Origin of the sequence: Halobacillus sp. KGW1 (assembly GCF_001592845.1) — a bacterium.
Lineage (GTDB): Bacteria > Bacillota > Bacilli > Bacillales > Halobacillaceae > Halobacillus.
Map to the genome: position 1 here is coordinate 41,357 of NZ_LSOC01000003.1, position 13,958 is coordinate 55,314.

General features: G+C 45.2%; 19 protein-coding genes. 8 read left to right on the forward strand and 11 right to left on the reverse strand.

Annotated features, from left to right (window positions below):
* Positions 1-57 precede the first annotated feature (57 nt).
* Together AXG56_RS09200 and AXG56_RS09205 are read right to left on the reverse strand one after the other, a co-directional pair.
* On the reverse strand, positions 58-375 hold the full coding sequence (locus AXG56_RS09200) for a YuiB family protein (protein WP_008635702.1): 318 nt from the start codon (positions 373-375) through the stop codon (positions 58-60).
* Between the two features lie 161 nt (positions 376-536).
* On the reverse strand, positions 537-1,760 hold the full coding sequence (locus AXG56_RS09205; protein ID WP_008635704.1) for an NAD(P)/FAD-dependent oxidoreductase: 1,224 nt from the start codon (positions 1,758-1,760) through the stop codon (positions 537-539).
* 230 nt (positions 1,761-1,990) lie between these two features.
* Here AXG56_RS09205 and AXG56_RS09210 point away from each other — a divergent pair, with 230 nt between their 5' ends.
* Positions 1,991-2,977 (forward strand): NAD(P)/FAD-dependent oxidoreductase, encoded by a 987-nt coding sequence (locus AXG56_RS09210; protein WP_008635706.1) that lies wholly within the window; start codon positions 1,991-1,993, stop codon positions 2,975-2,977.
* Positions 2,978-3,055: 78 nt separating this feature from the next.
* Here AXG56_RS09210 and AXG56_RS09215 read toward each other — a convergent pair whose 3' ends face one another.
* The 3 genes from AXG56_RS09215 to AXG56_RS09225 all read right to left on the reverse strand — a co-directional run bounded on the left by AXG56_RS09215 (position 3,056) and on the right by AXG56_RS09225 (position 4,171).
* Entirely contained in the window at positions 3,056-3,415 is a 360-nt protein-coding gene (locus AXG56_RS09215) for an iron-sulfur cluster assembly accessory protein (RefSeq protein WP_008635707.1), read from the reverse strand.
* A gap of 126 nt (positions 3,416-3,541) precedes the next feature.
* A complete protein-coding gene (locus tag AXG56_RS09220; RefSeq protein WP_008635708.1) occupies positions 3,542-3,772 on the reverse strand; it encodes a YuzB family protein in 231 nt (76 codons plus the stop codon).
* Between the two features lie 69 nt (positions 3,773-3,841).
* Positions 3,842-4,171, reverse strand: coding sequence for a YuzD family protein (locus AXG56_RS09225; protein WP_008635709.1), 330 nt, complete (start codon positions 4,169-4,171; stop codon positions 3,842-3,844).
* A gap of 163 nt (positions 4,172-4,334) precedes the next feature.
* Here AXG56_RS09225 and AXG56_RS09230 point away from each other — a divergent pair, with 163 nt between their 5' ends.
* The gene (locus AXG56_RS09230) at positions 4,335-4,556 is read left to right on the forward strand and encodes a NifU family protein (protein ID WP_008635710.1); all 222 of its coding nucleotides are present in this window, start codon (positions 4,335-4,337) and stop codon (positions 4,554-4,556) included.
* A gap of 47 nt (positions 4,557-4,603) precedes the next feature.
* Here AXG56_RS09230 and AXG56_RS09235 read toward each other — a convergent pair whose 3' ends face one another.
* The gene (locus AXG56_RS09235) at positions 4,604-5,569 is read right to left on the reverse strand and encodes a D-glycerate dehydrogenase (RefSeq protein ID WP_062514177.1); all 966 of its coding nucleotides are present in this window, start codon (positions 5,567-5,569) and stop codon (positions 4,604-4,606) included.
* A 167-nt stretch (positions 5,570-5,736) separates the two neighbouring features.
* On the opposite strand from AXG56_RS09235, the gene AXG56_RS09240 reads away from it, so the two are divergent.
* Positions 5,737-6,243, forward strand: a complete 507-nt coding sequence (locus tag AXG56_RS09240) for a phosphatidylglycerophosphatase A (RefSeq protein ID WP_008635712.1) — start codon at positions 5,737-5,739, stop codon at positions 6,241-6,243.
* A gap of 129 nt (positions 6,244-6,372) precedes the next feature.
* The gene (locus AXG56_RS09245) at positions 6,373-7,926 is read left to right on the forward strand and encodes a hypothetical protein (RefSeq protein WP_062514178.1); all 1,554 of its coding nucleotides are present in this window, start codon (positions 6,373-6,375) and stop codon (positions 7,924-7,926) included.
* A 47-nt stretch (positions 7,927-7,973) separates the two neighbouring features.
* Here the strand turns inward: AXG56_RS09245 and AXG56_RS09250 are convergent, their stop codons facing one another.
* Positions 7,974-8,744 (reverse strand): TIGR01457 family HAD-type hydrolase, encoded by a 771-nt coding sequence (locus AXG56_RS09250; RefSeq protein ID WP_062514180.1) that lies wholly within the window; start codon positions 8,742-8,744, stop codon positions 7,974-7,976.
* Positions 8,745-8,767: 23 nt separating this feature from the next.
* The gene (locus tag AXG56_RS09255; RefSeq protein WP_026578268.1) at positions 8,768-9,208 is read right to left on the reverse strand and encodes a DUF86 domain-containing protein; all 441 of its coding nucleotides are present in this window, start codon (positions 9,206-9,208) and stop codon (positions 8,768-8,770) included.
* Positions 9,209-9,366: 158 nt separating this feature from the next.
* Here AXG56_RS09255 and AXG56_RS09260 point away from each other — a divergent pair, with 158 nt between their 5' ends.
* Entirely contained in the window at positions 9,367-9,633 is a 267-nt protein-coding gene (locus AXG56_RS09260) for a DUF3055 domain-containing protein (protein WP_026578267.1), read from the forward strand.
* Between the two features lie 52 nt (positions 9,634-9,685).
* Positions 9,686-9,964, forward strand: coding sequence for a hypothetical protein (locus tag AXG56_RS09265; RefSeq protein ID WP_008635722.1), 279 nt, complete (start codon positions 9,686-9,688; stop codon positions 9,962-9,964).
* Positions 9,965-10,014: 50 nt separating this feature from the next.
* On the opposite strand, the gene AXG56_RS09270 is transcribed toward AXG56_RS09265, so the two are convergent.
* Complete coding sequence (locus AXG56_RS09270; protein WP_008635726.1) at positions 10,015-10,290, reverse strand: YutD family protein; 276 nt, start codon at positions 10,288-10,290, stop codon at positions 10,015-10,017.
* Between the two features lie 140 nt (positions 10,291-10,430).
* Here AXG56_RS09270 and AXG56_RS09275 point away from each other — a divergent pair, with 140 nt between their 5' ends.
* Together AXG56_RS09275 and AXG56_RS09280 are read left to right on the forward strand one after the other, a co-directional pair.
* Positions 10,431-11,060, forward strand: coding sequence for a YhcN/YlaJ family sporulation lipoprotein (locus tag AXG56_RS09275; protein WP_008635728.1), 630 nt, complete (start codon positions 10,431-10,433; stop codon positions 11,058-11,060).
* 67 nt (positions 11,061-11,127) lie between these two features.
* Entirely contained in the window at positions 11,128-12,063 is a 936-nt protein-coding gene (locus tag AXG56_RS09280; protein ID WP_008635729.1) for a M23 family metallopeptidase, read from the forward strand.
* A 40-nt stretch (positions 12,064-12,103) separates the two neighbouring features.
* Here the strand turns inward: AXG56_RS09280 and AXG56_RS19145 are convergent, their stop codons facing one another.
* Together AXG56_RS19145 and AXG56_RS09285 are read right to left on the reverse strand one after the other, a co-directional pair.
* Positions 12,104-12,208, reverse strand: coding sequence for a methionine/alanine import family NSS transporter small subunit (locus AXG56_RS19145; RefSeq protein ID WP_008635730.1), 105 nt, complete (start codon positions 12,206-12,208; stop codon positions 12,104-12,106).
* A 1-nt stretch (position 12,209) separates the two neighbouring features.
* On the reverse strand, positions 12,210-13,739 hold the full coding sequence (locus AXG56_RS09285) for a sodium-dependent transporter (RefSeq protein ID WP_008635731.1): 1,530 nt from the start codon (positions 13,737-13,739) through the stop codon (positions 12,210-12,212).
* Between the last annotated feature and the right edge of the window lie 219 nt (positions 13,740-13,958).

Genomic DNA, 13,958 nt, shown 5'->3' on the forward strand with positions numbered 1-13,958 from the left:
CCAAGCTGGTAATAATTATACAAAAAACAGCTGCCTCCAATGGGGGCAGCTGTCCGTTCAAAACATCTGATATCCGCTTCGTCGCAGAAGACGAATGACGACTCCGGCAAGGATGGTACCTGCAAAGCCGCTGGTAAGAATAACAATATCGACAACCTTAAGGTTCATCAAGTGCTCCCATACCGCAGGAAATGCCGTACCGGCATCTGTGAAATACTGCGTCCACGGATGATCATCCACAATTAACAGGACAATAGCCGGATACACGACTGCCATGAGCCAGGATGAACGCAGGATCATGTTGAGTAGAAAGGAAATACCGAAAAACAATACGAAAAATAACAGAATGGATACGACAAACTGAACTATATTCACCGCTTCTTCCCCCTAAATCTTACAAGCCGATCAGTATGTACCATTTTATAACGCTTACATCAAATCCGCAAGCTCACCAGTCGAAGCATATAAAAAAGCGGAGAATTGTTCTCCACTTTTTTATACCTAACTATAAATTGAACCCGGCCAAGGCTTTCTTCTTAAAAATGGAAAAAGTTTAATTTCCCTTTCTTTAAGACGAGCCCGATGCCGCCAAGCTTTAAGAGGTAGCGGTTATCAATGACCTTCTTCATCGCCGTTGCCGACCAACCGTACAGCTTCTTGTCGTCGAAAACAACTCCAATGGCATCTGAATCGCCGAGCGAAGCAACCGTTCCTTTCAGATCCGGGACGAAAGGCTCCAGGTGCCGCTCCCCCTTGATAAGACGTTCCAAATTACCAGCCGTGTGCTCCGCTTCCTGAATAGCAATTTGAGCTGTTGGAGGATAGGGACGCTCTGCTTCTTCGTTCATGACCAAAGCACAGTCCCCTACAATGAAGACATCATCATATCCTTCCGGCCGAAGATCCTCACGCACAGGAATCCGCCCTCGATTGGCTTCAAAACCAGACTCTTCGACGATTGAATTCCCGCGGACACCTGCTGCCCATACAACTGTATTCGTCCCAATCTCTTCACGCTGGTCATCCTTCTCAAATACCAGCTTGTTCTCTGTCACTTCTTTGATCATAGCACTCAGTTTGAATTCTACTCCACGTGCTTCCAGTGAATTCATGGCGTACTCTACGAGCTGGGGATCAAATCCCGGGAGTGCAGTAGGTGCAGCTTCCACACAGATGATCCGAACTTGATCGCGAGGAATATCATATTCCCTGCACAGGTCGGGAACACGGTTTGCCAACTCTCCGACAAACTCGATCCCTGTAAACCCGGCACCGCCGACGACGATATTTAAACGCTCCGGCTTTTTATCCGGCTCTGTATTATATTTGGCAAAATTATATTCGATATGCTGACGGATGAGACGGGCACTATTTATACTACCGATAGTGAAGGCATGCTCTTTCAATCCTTGAATTCCAAAAGTAGCTGCTTCAAAACCGAGCGAAATGACGAGGTAGTCGTATGTTACTTCCCCATCCTCCAGAAGTACACGCTTTTCAGATGGTTTGATTTCGAGGACTGTGTCTTGAATCAACTTAATTTTGCTTGTATCGATGACGTCTTTGATAGGGATACGAGTCCGATCATGATGCAGCGTACCTGCAGCATTTTCGTGAAGCCAGGTGGTCTGGTAGTGATAGCTGTGCTTATTAACCAACGTTACGTTCGCATCATTGACTCCTATGTTCTTCTGCAGCTTGACGGCCGTCATCATGCCGCCATAGCCGGCACCCAGAATAACGATATTCGGTTTTTTCATCTTTCATCACTCCATTCCATTCATATTCTGGATAAATCGTCACATTTTTGTCATTATTCCTTCTTCTCATTTATGATAAAACTGATTATAACTGCTTTCAACAAAAGGAAGCACATTAGAGAACATAGGAGTAACTTCAATTGGAACGGCTTACATGCCTTCAGTATTCCCACTTGAAATTTTTTTATGATAGAATATGTATTAGTGTAATTTTGAACAGGAGGGTAATTATGAGTGATAAGATATACGATATAACCGTCATCGGCGGCGGCCCGGTCGGGTTGTTTACCGCTTTTTACGGCGGTATGCGCGATGCAAGTGTAAAGATAATTGAAAGCCTTCCCCATCTGGGCGGACAGCTGACTGCACTGTATCCGGAAAAGTACATTTACGATGTTGCAGGATTCCCTAAAGTTCGGGCACAGGAACTCGTGGACAACTTGGAAGAGCAGGCGATGGCTTTTGACCCTACGATTGCGCTCAGCCAGGAAGTTCTTTCCGTGGAACGCATGGAAGATGGTTCGATCAAGCTTACCACCGATAAAGAAGTCCATTATACGAAGACAATCATTGTCACAGCCGGAAACGGCGCTTTCCAGCCAAGGAAGTTGAAGATTGACGATACAGATAAATTCGAAGGAACAAACCTTCATTACCACGTAAGTAACATGGACCGGTTCCGGGATAAGAATGTTATGATTGCCGGCGGCGGCGACTCTGCTGTCGACTGGTCACTTATGCTGGAGCCGATCGCCAAGCAGGTTACGCTAGTTCACCGCCGTGATAAGTTCCGGGCACACGAACACAGCGTGGCACAGCTGCATGAATCCAATGTAAGAGTTTTGACACCTTACAACCCGGAGAAACTGATCGGTTCTGATCGGATTGAACAAGTGGAACTTCATGAAGTTAAGGGAGACCGTGTAGAAACGATCGACGTGGATGACGTCATCGTCAACTACGGCTTCATCTCTTCTCTCGGGCCTATTAAGGACTGGGAACTGGAAATAGAAAAAAACAGCATTGTCGTCAATTCCAAAATGGAAACGAACATCGAAGGCATCTATGCTGCTGGAGATATCTGCACCTATCCCGGCAAAGTTAAATTGATTGCCTCCGGATTCGGCGAAGGACCAACGGCGGTTAACAATGCAAAAGCATATATAGATCCAGATGCACGCGTGCAGCCGAAGCACTCCACAAGCATGTTCGGATAAACAAAAAGACGCCCGATAATCGGGCGTCTTTTTTCCAATGTAAAAAAACCTCCCCACAAGGGGAGGTTTGTCGTCTATTTAACAGCTGGGATCCGGCACACCTGCATTTGTCGCCGTTTTGAAAGAAGATCCACACCCGCACGAAACAATCGCGTTCGGATTGTCGATCGTGAATCCTCCACCCATCATGTTCTGTTTGAAGTCAATCGTCGTACCTTCAATGATCGGTACATCCTGGCGGTTGATGACGACAGGAATCCCTGCCGATTCATCGATCACATCAAGTTCTTCATTGATGTCATCTTCAAACCCCATGGCATAAGACAATCCACTACAGCCTCCACCCTTTACTCCGAAGCGAAGACGGACATCTCCTTCTTCTTCCTTCATCATCTCCTTGATCTGGTGACCAGCGGCTTCCGTAATGTTCAGAATCATCCCAAGCCTCTCCTTTCTCTTCTTACAGTCAGTATACTAAACTGCCGATCGCTTTATCAAATGGCGCGACCCGCTCGCCATAAGAAAAGGCATCCCTTGAATTTGGACACCTTCCCTTAATCTGCTCTATAGGATTTCGTCCAATTGTTCATACACTTTATCCACGAGTTCTTCCGGCGTATCTGCGATTACCCGTTCCCCCTCCACCAGTGCATACAAGGTTTGAGAACATAAGCCGCAATTTCTTAAACAACCATATTCAAGAACATCCAGATCTGGATCTTTCTCAAGCTCAGCCATCGCCTGCTGGGAACCATTAGCTAAATTATTGATACAAAACTCTACAGTCGGATTCATCCGCATCACCTCTTTATATGGATGAAACCCTATATGTGCTTTAGTTTACCATAAAACAGGGATTTCGTGTCAGGTAGAGGAAGGCTCTGCAATCCCATGACTTTCCAGGGCCTTATAAATCGGCTTCAACCGGGGACTTCCCTCTCCAACGATTTCTTCTTCCACGAGGACGAGCGGATAAAAAAGTTCATCCGACTGCAGCTGTTCCAGCAGTGTGTCATCCGCATCCGGCTGGTCATCCCTGTTGATATCGAAATAAGAATAGCTGATTGCTGCTTTCTCTCCATACTTCCGTGCAATCGCTGCCTGGATCCACTCATACGTTTCCTTAGAACCGGGTGCATTCACACAACTCGCACATCTGACATCCGATCCGTACACTGTTACTTTTACCCCCATTGTATCCCACCCCTTGAAATTGATACTTTTATTTTATTTTACAAAAGAATTGAAAAAAGATAAAATGATAATAGTTCTCATTATAAAAATGGACTTAACGACGCAACCATAGATTTTTTGCTGCTTTCGTTTTATACTATTACTTAGAAAGGGGAAGATGAAGATGCATGAACAAGTACAGGAAGTACTCAATAAACTTCGCCCATTTTTACTTCGTGACGGTGGGGACGTAGAGCTTGTAGATGTGGAAGACGGCATCGTACGCCTTCGCCTGATGGGCGCCTGCGGGAACTGCCCGAGCTCAACCATCACGTTGAAAGCTGGTATCGAGCGTGCGCTTGCACAAGAAATCCCTGGCATTTACGAAGTAGAACAAGTTTTCTGATCAAACCATTAGAAAACCGCACACCTTTATGAGGGTGTGCGGTTTTTTTATTGGACAGGGCTGATCAGTGTTTCTCCCCGGAAATGGCGGCAGATATTGTCTAAACACAGCCTCATCATTGCATAGCGCGTTTCTTTAGACGCTGAGCCGATGTGTGGAAGGCAGACAACCTGCGGCAGCTGAAGGAGGGGGTGATCTTTTGAAATCGGCTCGTTTTCAAACACATCCAGTCCTGCAGCCGCAATTTCTCCTTCTTTAATTGCATGTTCCAGTGCTTTTTCATCAACGACTGCTCCACGTGAAGCATTAATGAAAATCGCATCATCCTTCATCATGGCAAAAGCTTGTTTATCAAATAATCGATGGGTTTCTTCTGTCAAAGGGGTCAGACAAACAACGAAGTCGGAACGACGCAGAAGGTCATCAAAATCCACATAAACTGCACCGAGTTCTTCTTCCGCTTTCCTGTTTCTCGAACGATTGTGGTACAAAATATCCATCTCAAAACCAGTGGCACGCTTCGCTACCGTTTCACCGATTCTCCCCATCCCGACAATTCCTATTGTCTTATGGTGAATATCGTGGCCTGCCAGCAGCAATGGGGACCAGTGCTGCCACTTCCCTTCTTTTATGTACGTATCTGCTTCGACGATCCTCCGTGCCGTAGCTGTCAGCAGGGAGAATGTCAAATCTGCGGTCGTATCAGACAGGACATCCGGAGTATTCGTTACCGCTACGCCGTGCTCCTGTGTACTTTTCAAGTCGATGTTATCATAACCGACGGCCAAGTTAGCGACAATCTTGAGACTCTCCGCCTCCTTCAAAAGTGCTTCATCAATGGACTCCGACAACATCGTCACAAGACCGTCCGATTGACGGACCTTTTCTATTAAAAGCTCCCTGTCCACCGCTTCCTCCGCTTCCGGCCACATCTCGATATCCAGTTCATTTCGATACGGCTCCACAACTTCTTCCGGTAAAGCCCTTGTAATATAAACTTTTGGTTTCCCCATTAGTCCCACTCCTTCCCTGTTAATTATCAGTGTATCACAAAGGATTGGAAGGACTCTGCATCTCTGACTGAATTCTCTGATATAATAAGGATATAACCATCCGTTTGTGCCATATTCATGACGGGTATCGAAACAGGCAATGATATGAGGAGTAGGAGGGTTTCTTTATGACAAATAACAAGAAAATATCCAATCTCGAGAAAACAGCACGGGAATGGCTCAACGATCGCGGAGTATCCATTGATGATATCGCTGAGCTCGTCCACTACCTTCAGTCGAAATATCACGAAAAACTGACGATGGATGAATGCCGATACAACGTTAACAAAGTGTTGACGAAGCGCGAGGTTCAAAACGCGATTATTACCGGGATACAATTGGATATGTTAGCAGAAAAGAAAATGCTGGAAGAACCGCTGCAATCTACTATTGAAGTGGATGAGAGCCTGTACGGCATTGATGAAATCATCGCTTTCTCCATTGTAAACGTATACGGTTCCATAGGTTTTACGAACTACGGGTATATCGATAAACAAAAGCCTGGTATTCTTCAGAAGTTAAATGATAAATCGACTGGTGAGTGCCATACTTTCTTAGACGATATTGTCGGGGCTATAGCAGCCGCTGCTTCAAGCAGGCTCGCTCACAGCATCGCAGGCGATCCAGAAGACTAACTAATTTTCTTAAAAACTGTGCCGAGCGCACAGTTTTTTTATTATTCTGAAACTTATTAACTATTATATCCGTACATATGTTATAGTGAATTCCGTATTATGGAAAATAAAGAAAGGAGAAAGGACCAGATGAAACAGAAAATAGTATGGATTGTGCCGGCCCTTCTTGTGCTGTTAGGAATCGTTTTGCTCTTTGTCCGTAATTTTGAGGATGTGACCGAACCACCGGACTCGGATTGGAGCCGACCACTGGAATTAGGGGAAACGGTGACTTCCGACTCTCCGGCTGTGTCGTCGGCGACGAATGGTGCGAAGATCGCATACTTGACGGAAGAAGGCGTGAAACAAACAGGTTATGACCAAGAGTACTCCAGCACAGAGGAAACAAACATTGATATTCCTGTTGATAAGTTCACTTCCATTGCTACACCAGGAAATCAACTCGTTTATTCCGACTATCATCAGTTATTTACCGAAAAAAAGGAAAAGATATCCGACCTGGATACCTTTCTCCCTTTACAGAACGAAGTTATATTTACAAAAGGGACAGATGTGTATGTGTATGAAGAGGATGGCAGCCTTACTTCTATATTGACACTGCCTGATGAGAAAGCGGAAGTACTTACATATGAGAACCACGATGGCACTTACCTGGCCACCCGAATAACGGAATCGTCAGGAAATCACCTGACATTCTACCACCTGAAGGATGGTACACTGGAAAAAGTGCGGGAAGCGGACATTCCCTTGCAGAGCGGGGAAGAATTGAAAGAGATGCATTTTGCAGCTGCGGAGAACGACATACGACTGATTCAGTCTACATTACAGAAACAGTCGATGACGGGTAAGAAGAAGCAGCTGCATTATTATGCTGCCTTCCCGGCAGAAGAAGAGGCGTCGGCACCGAAAATGAGCCGTGTTACTTTTTCAGATCCCGTAACAGGAAAATCATTAGAGGAATTATCAGATATAGAACTTACGGTACGCGGAGACAAATCTCTTCTTTTATTCAAAGCTCTCGGCAAAACTGACACGATGTTTAACAAGGAGACCCAATTTAATATTTATCAGGCGCAGGTGAAAGAAAAGGGTGTGAACAGAGTAACGCGTATCAGTAATACTCCCAGCCCTTCTCTCACTCCTCAATGGATCGATTCTCATTCCATCATCTGGTTGGATAAAAAGGGAGATCATTATGAGGTCCTTCTTGCTTCCGACGAGAAAGCAGTTATAAGTAAAACCGATGGAATTTCCAGCGGGAATTTGCTTCAGGCAGGAGGGAAAACCGCCGGCATGCTTTCATTTGGAATGCTTATTGTTCCTATTTCTTTAGTTTGGATCATCTGGCCTTTAGTCTTTCTGACCATTTTAATGTTTACGAAAACGAAAGCCATGGATGAAGACAGAGCATGGGTGTTTTATACAGGCGCTGTCATCTACCTCGCCGCCGTCTTCTTATTCAAGGGCCCCGTCTTTTCGGAACAATTGTTGGCGCGCACCCCGGATTATTTGAATTTCTCCGGAAGTACTTTTATATACCTTTTGGCATTCGCCTTAATCGCTTATGTGTTGGTCCGTGCATTCCACCGTGTCAAAGACTGGTCCCCATTTATACAACTCTCTTATTTCATCGGTGTGCATGTTGCTTTTATAACCGTATTCTTTGGCCCCTACCTCCTATAAAGAAAGAGCGCTTGGATTAGTTAATCCAGGCGCTCTTTCCTGTCCATTCAACCTTTCATCCATTCATACAAGTCCCGGCACTTATAGGTCGGTGCAGGATCCGTTTGTTTCAACTCATCAAAAGAACTGACTCCTGTCTCCACCATCAATGTGTCGATCCCTGCACGAATACCTGCAAGAATATCGGTGTTATAATTATCCCCCACCATGAGGACTTCGTCTTTCCCAAATCCAATCCGCTTTAGAGCCCGATCCATGATCAATGATTCCGGTTTTCCTACAAATACCGGGTCCACCCCTGTACTAACCGCGACAACAGATGTAAGTGCGCCGTTTCCCGGAAGCATCCCTCGTTCGGTCGGAATAGCGATATCTCCGTTGGTACTGATCAATTTCGCTCCATTTCGAACTTCCAAGCATGCCCTTGCCAGCTTTTCATATGTAATCTCCCGGTCAATGCCGATAACTACATAATCCGAGCGGCTTTCCACTCTGGTCAATCCTTCCCGATCAAGGGCATCCAGCAGCCCGTCTTCTCCGATCACAAAAACACGGGCTTGGTGATTCTCGCTTTTGATGTATTCCGCTGTGGCAATACTGCTCGTGTACACTTGATCAGGGTTTGCCGGTATTCCTAAATCCGTCAATTTAGCGGCGACCTGTTCCACCCTTTTAGAAGAATTGTTGGTCAGAAAGAGGAAGGGGCGTTCCTTGTCAACCAACGCTTGAACAAATTCCCCGGCGCCGTCTATTTTGTCCGTTCCTTTGTACATCGTCCCATCCAAATCAATTAAATACGCTTTATAATCCCTGTACATGTTGATAACACCTCATCCCTGAATCAATCGTTATTCGTAAATGTGGATACAGGGCCAAGCTCTGTATCTAGATAGCTCCTGACCTTTTCAGGAAAAGAAAGAATGACTGCTTTATACTGATTCCATATTCCGCTGATTTCTTGATGATCAACAGCTGTGTATTCCTGAACAATCATTTTCCTCAAACCGATGAACGCCTTATAGGCTTCCTCTTCCCCCTTTGGAAGCACTTGTTCATCGGTCAGTATGTCAATGATATCTTCGTAACTGCCCGGATCCCGCATGATAAAGCCGTCGATCATCATATTTCCCACATCCAGAATAGCTTCAATAGTTACATGAGTGGTTCTCTCCAATAATAGACGGTCTGAGAACGTTTCATAGCGGTTCTCCGTCACCTCTTGCAGCACCGTATTCATATAATTTAAAATTTCTTCTAATTTTTTTCTGTCGACGAAATACATGTTCCTACCTCCCGTGTATTTTTCTTTGTTAAGAATAACATAAATTGCTATCCGATCCCTCTCCCAGCCATGGAAACCGCGCATATTTTCCGACATCCCGGGCATACTTATGTGGACGAATATACCAGCCGCCGACATAGGACAGGAGGTGATCATTCATGGCGGAACGGCCACTTTTAGAGGATTTCACACAAGACACCAGCACCCGGTTTGTCTCCTTCACCGCAGGCAGCCATCGTTTTGAGCTTGCCTTAATGAAAGCAGACTGCTTCGATAACCAGACTATGGTCATCAACCTGCCCAAAAACCGTCAGGCTCTGCTCGATTTAGAAAATATAAACAGGGCCGGACACTTAGAGCATATGTTTCAGCTGAGTACGATGGAAGCAGAAGAGCTTCGAACCTATCTCCCCGACTTACTATGAAAGAATAAGAAACCTCCAACGGGCGAAACTATTCCTGAAGGAGGTTTTTTAAATGCCCGAAGATAAATATTCCGACTTCGCTAATGTGGAAGCACAACGGAACTACCTTGTTCCAGAACAGCTGCCGGAAGGACCCTATGGTGCTCCAAGAAACAAATATGAGCCCGTTTCCAACGAAAAAAGCTCCCCTTGGACAGATAAGCAAAGGTACTATAGTGCGTTCAATTATGAATTTAAGGCTTTACACCAGGATCTGCCGCGCCAGGAAGCCGGCGCCCACCCTACTCATGACGAAAAGGACCAGGATGTAAAGCCGTCAGAGGAACAATAAAATATTGCCCAGGTAATAAAAAACCGGCGTGCTTTTCTTCAGCACGTCGGTTATTGTCGTATCCGCTTTAGAACAAAATAGGAACAGCCGAAATTACAGTATTCATATAGATAATCCTCTAACGTACTAATTTTGGTATCAAAGCTGGCCTTTGAATTCTGGTCATCATAAAAGCCTTTAAGGCGAAGCTGTCCGTAACCCCAGTCCCCTACGATAAAGTCATACTTATTAAGAATATCACTGTAGCGGCTTTCCACTTCTTCCTGCTGAAACCCTTCCTGATGGTCTTCAAGCAGGTCGTACGTCTTCCCGTTTAATTCAACCATATCATCACCTCTATCTTCTATAAGTGTACCACACTTCCGTATATGGACGGAATTGCCGCTTTTCAAAAACCGTATGATTCTTCTAATAAAAGTCCAACCTAACCATACCGTCACCGACTAACGAATAAGGAGGAAATACTTTGAATAAGCGATGGAGTACTGTATGTTTGACCGGCCTCCTTGCACTGACAATGGCAGGGTGCCAGGAAACAGATGAATCAGCTAAACAAAATAAACGAGCCGATGATCCCCTAAACGGAAATGCTATGGACGGCTACAATGAAGATGGATCGGACGGGCAGGTAGGTTATGTCCGCTTCAATCAGACGCAGATGGAACGGGATGACGAAGAACACCATGAAATCAAAGTGAACCGCGAAGAAATGGCAGACATGATTTCCCGCATGATTTTACGATATGACAATTTTGACGATGTAGCGACTGTCGTAACCGATAATGAGGTGCTTGTCGCTTACAGTAAAGCAGACGATACGGATCGAGAGACGGCAGCAGATATGGTTCAAAAGACCGCCTATTCGCTTGTGCCGAGCTTCTACCACGTCTATGTGTCCGACAATCCAGCTTCTTTTGGAGACATTCAAAGTTTGAGCACATCGACCGTATACGACGAAAACTATAATGAGAATATCGACAGTATCATTAAAAAAATGAAAAAAGCACCCCAAGGTAAAGTGAAGCAGGATGACCCGAGACAACCGGATGTAGGTCCGAACATGAACACAAAAGAAGAAACAGGCATGGAGAACTGATATTTCCAAACATAACATTCTCCTGACTGCCTCATGCTAAAGGTATTAAAAAGTTGTAGGTGAGTATATGATATACTTCAGGCTCTTATTAAGCGTCGTTGTGGCTGGCGCCTTACTTTTTCCGTCACCGACATACGCCGATAAAGAAAGTGATGACCGGATGGCCTTGTATAAGAAGACAGCTGCCCTTACTGACATTCCTTGGGAATATTTAGCAGCTATCGATCAATACGAAAGACAGGTCAACGGGGACCCCGAGAAAGACAGGGTTACCGCTATAAAACCGGATCCAATGTTCTGGACAGGGACCAATGGAGAGATGCCTGCCGACTTGTTTCCCGAAGGCTGGGGCTCTGACGGAAATGGAGACGGTAAAGTGGAAATAGATCAGGATGATGATCTGCTATGGTCCATTGCCGATTACGTCAAATCATATGGAACAACAGAAGAAGATATAAAAATTGCCCTATGGGATTACTACCAGCGTGACCTGACTGTGCAAACGATTATGAACACCGCCCAAGTTTTCCGAAACTTCGGAACCGTTCATTTAAAGAACAGGGATTTTCCACTTCCGTTGGAGGCAAACTTCAGCTATCGCAGTACTTGGGGGGACGCACGCGGCTTTGGTGGCCGCAGAGTTCATGAAGGTACCGATATCTTTGCCAATTACGGAGTGCCTGTGAAATCGACCACCTATGGTGTGGTTGAAATGAAAGGCTGGAACAAGTTCGGCGGTTGGAGAATCGGCATCAGGGACATTTACAATATTTACCACTATTACGCACATCTTCAAAATTTTGCAGAGGATATAAAAGTGGGAGACGTCGTAAAACCTGGTGACGTTATTGGTGCCGTGGGTGCTTCCGGCTATGGACCGCCCGGTACTTCCGGAAAATTTCCACCGCATCTCCATTATGGCATGTATCAGGATAATGGGAAAAATGAATGGTCCTTCGACCCAACTCCTTATTTAAAACGATGGGAACAGATGGTCGATTAAAAAACCGCCGCACATGATTGTGCGGCGGTTTTTCTGCTTTTTATTGTTGTTTGGATTTGCGAACTGCATTCGTTATGCTCGCTGCAAGTCCACCCCATATGACAACGATGCCGATAATCATCATAGCTATTGCACTACCTGTCATATCAGCTTACCTCCTTTTTTACTTCTTCCAATGAGTTCGTATGCCAGCGTTTGAATGTCATAAGGAAACCTGCGACTAAAGCAAACGCCGCGACGAACCAGCCGCCGTATAAAATGAAGGTATCCGTATATCCTTCATAGTTCCCTGTCGGCGTATCGAATGCACGCTCCAGATTGGTTCTGAAAAGATCGAACATCATGTAACCAAGGACAACAGGTGTGACCAGTCCTAAACAGACTTTCCACCAGCCGCCAAGACGGATATCAGAAATGGCATTGGCATGGTTTTGGAAGTCGTTCAACTTACGAAGGAACCAGGCGATCACAACGACTTCGACAAGACCGACGAAGGCGACCCCAAACTGGTTGATGAAGTAATCTGCTGCGTCCAGGAAGAATAGTCCTCCTTGGGTAGCAAAGAGCAGCGATATGATGGCAGAGATCCCGCCACCGATTCCAACAGCAGCTTTTCTTGATATACCAAACTTCTCCTGAATACCCGCTACGTATGTTTCGGAAATGGAGATTAGAGAAGACAACCCGGCAAGAACTAAGGACAGGAAGAACAGGACTCCAAAAAGTCCATTCAAAGCGGGAAACTCATTGATGATCTGCGGGAATACGACGAATGCAAGACCAACCCCGCCGCTCACAACCTCTTCCACCGGGACATTACTTTGTGAAGCCATGAATCCTAAAGCTCCGAAAACCCCGATACCGGCTAACAACTCAAAGCTCGAGTTACTGAATCCTGTAATAAATGCGTTGTTCGTAATATCCGATTTCTTCGGAAGATAGCTGGAATAAGTAATCATAATGGCAAATGCAATGGAAAGACTGAAGAAGATCTGACCGTAAGCAGCTACCCAAACCGAACCGTTCATGATTGTTTCAAAATTCGGAGCAAAGAATGTCTGTAGACCTTCCGCGGCTCCTGGAAGTGTGACCGCGCGGATGACAATGATCAGGAAAAGAATAACAAGCGTTGGAATGAAAATCTTGTTCGCTGTTTCGATTCCTTTTTTGACACCTGCGAACAGTACACCAAGGGTAATGATCCATACAAGTACGAGCGGAATTAAAACGCCCGGGACAAGGCTGCCTGTCTGCCCTGGAGTAATGGATGATAATTGCAGGTAATCACTAAATAAGAACGTTTCTGTATCGGATCCCCAAGAAAGATTTAAGGAAAAGACACTGTAGGACATTGCCCACGCAATGATGACAGAGTAATAAGTAGAAATGACGAATGCCACCAATACAGCCCACCAGCCGAGCCATTCTGTTTTGCGGCTCATTTTGAAGAAGGATAGTGGAGCAGATCCACGGTACTTGTGACCGATGGTAAACTCCATGATCAGCAACGGTATCCCTGCTGTCAAAAGAGCGAATAGATAAGGAATGAAAAATGCTCCTCCTCCATTCTCATAAGCTACAGATGGAAACCTCCATATGTTCCCAAGACCAATAGCCGAACCGACAGCAGCCAGAATGAACCCAGCCCTCGTACCCCATTGTGCACGATTCTCCATGTGAAAGACCTCCCTGTTTTGAACACGTTTATAAATTTTATGAAAGAATAGTGTTCAAAATTTTTATTTTTTTCTGATTATTTCTGTTTAAATTATAACCACCGCGCTACGGCTTGTCAAAATAATTTTATAATTTTCAGATAATAACAGAGGAGGTAGTCTCAGGAGGATGTTCCATAGGTTAATCTTCCTACCTTTATATGGAGGGATTTACATTTT

Bases quoted from the DNA above. Each gene is read 5' to 3' on its own strand.
- AXG56_RS09225 (WP_008635709.1), bottom strand. From the start codon at position 4,171: ATGGGGGTAAAAGTAACAGTGTACGGATCGGATGTCAGATGTGCGAGT.
- AXG56_RS09220 (WP_008635708.1), bottom strand. From the start codon at position 3,772: ATGAATCCGACTGTAGAGTTTTGTATCAATAATTTAGCTAATGGTTCC.
- AXG56_RS09210 (WP_008635706.1), top strand. From the start codon at position 1,991: ATGAGTGATAAGATATACGATATAACCGTCATCGGCGGCGGCCCGGTC.
- AXG56_RS09230 (WP_008635710.1), top strand. From the start codon at position 4,335: ATGCATGAACAAGTACAGGAAGTACTCAATAAACTTCGCCCATTTTTA.
- AXG56_RS09205 (WP_008635704.1), bottom strand. From the start codon at position 1,760: ATGAAAAAACCGAATATCGTTATTCTGGGTGCCGGCTATGGCGGCATG.
- AXG56_RS09285 (WP_008635731.1), bottom strand. From the start codon at position 13,739: ATGGAGAATCGTGCACAATGGGGTACGAGGGCTGGGTTCATTCTGGCT.
- AXG56_RS09260 (WP_026578267.1), top strand. From the start codon at position 9,367: ATGGCGGAACGGCCACTTTTAGAGGATTTCACACAAGACACCAGCACC.
- AXG56_RS09280 (WP_008635729.1), top strand. From the start codon at position 11,128: ATGATATACTTCAGGCTCTTATTAAGCGTCGTTGTGGCTGGCGCCTTA.
- AXG56_RS19145 (WP_008635730.1), bottom strand. From the start codon at position 12,208: ATGACAGGTAGTGCAATAGCTATGATGATTATCGGCATCGTTGTCATA.
- AXG56_RS09245 (WP_062514178.1), top strand. From the start codon at position 6,373: ATGAAACAGAAAATAGTATGGATTGTGCCGGCCCTTCTTGTGCTGTTA.
- AXG56_RS09240 (WP_008635712.1), top strand. From the start codon at position 5,737: ATGACAAATAACAAGAAAATATCCAATCTCGAGAAAACAGCACGGGAA.
- AXG56_RS09255 (WP_026578268.1), bottom strand. From the start codon at position 9,208: ATGTATTTCGTCGACAGAAAAAAATTAGAAGAAATTTTAAATTATATG.
- AXG56_RS09235 (WP_062514177.1), bottom strand. From the start codon at position 5,569: ATGGGGAAACCAAAAGTTTATATTACAAGGGCTTTACCGGAAGAAGTT.
- AXG56_RS09250 (WP_062514180.1), bottom strand. From the start codon at position 8,744: ATGTACAGGGATTATAAAGCGTATTTAATTGATTTGGATGGGACGATG.
- AXG56_RS09270 (WP_008635726.1), bottom strand. From the start codon at position 10,290: ATGGTTGAATTAAACGGGAAGACGTACGACCTGCTTGAAGACCATCAG.
- AXG56_RS09265 (WP_008635722.1), top strand. From the start codon at position 9,686: ATGCCCGAAGATAAATATTCCGACTTCGCTAATGTGGAAGCACAACGG.
- AXG56_RS09215 (WP_008635707.1), bottom strand. From the start codon at position 3,415: ATGATTCTGAACATTACGGAAGCCGCTGGTCACCAGATCAAGGAGATG.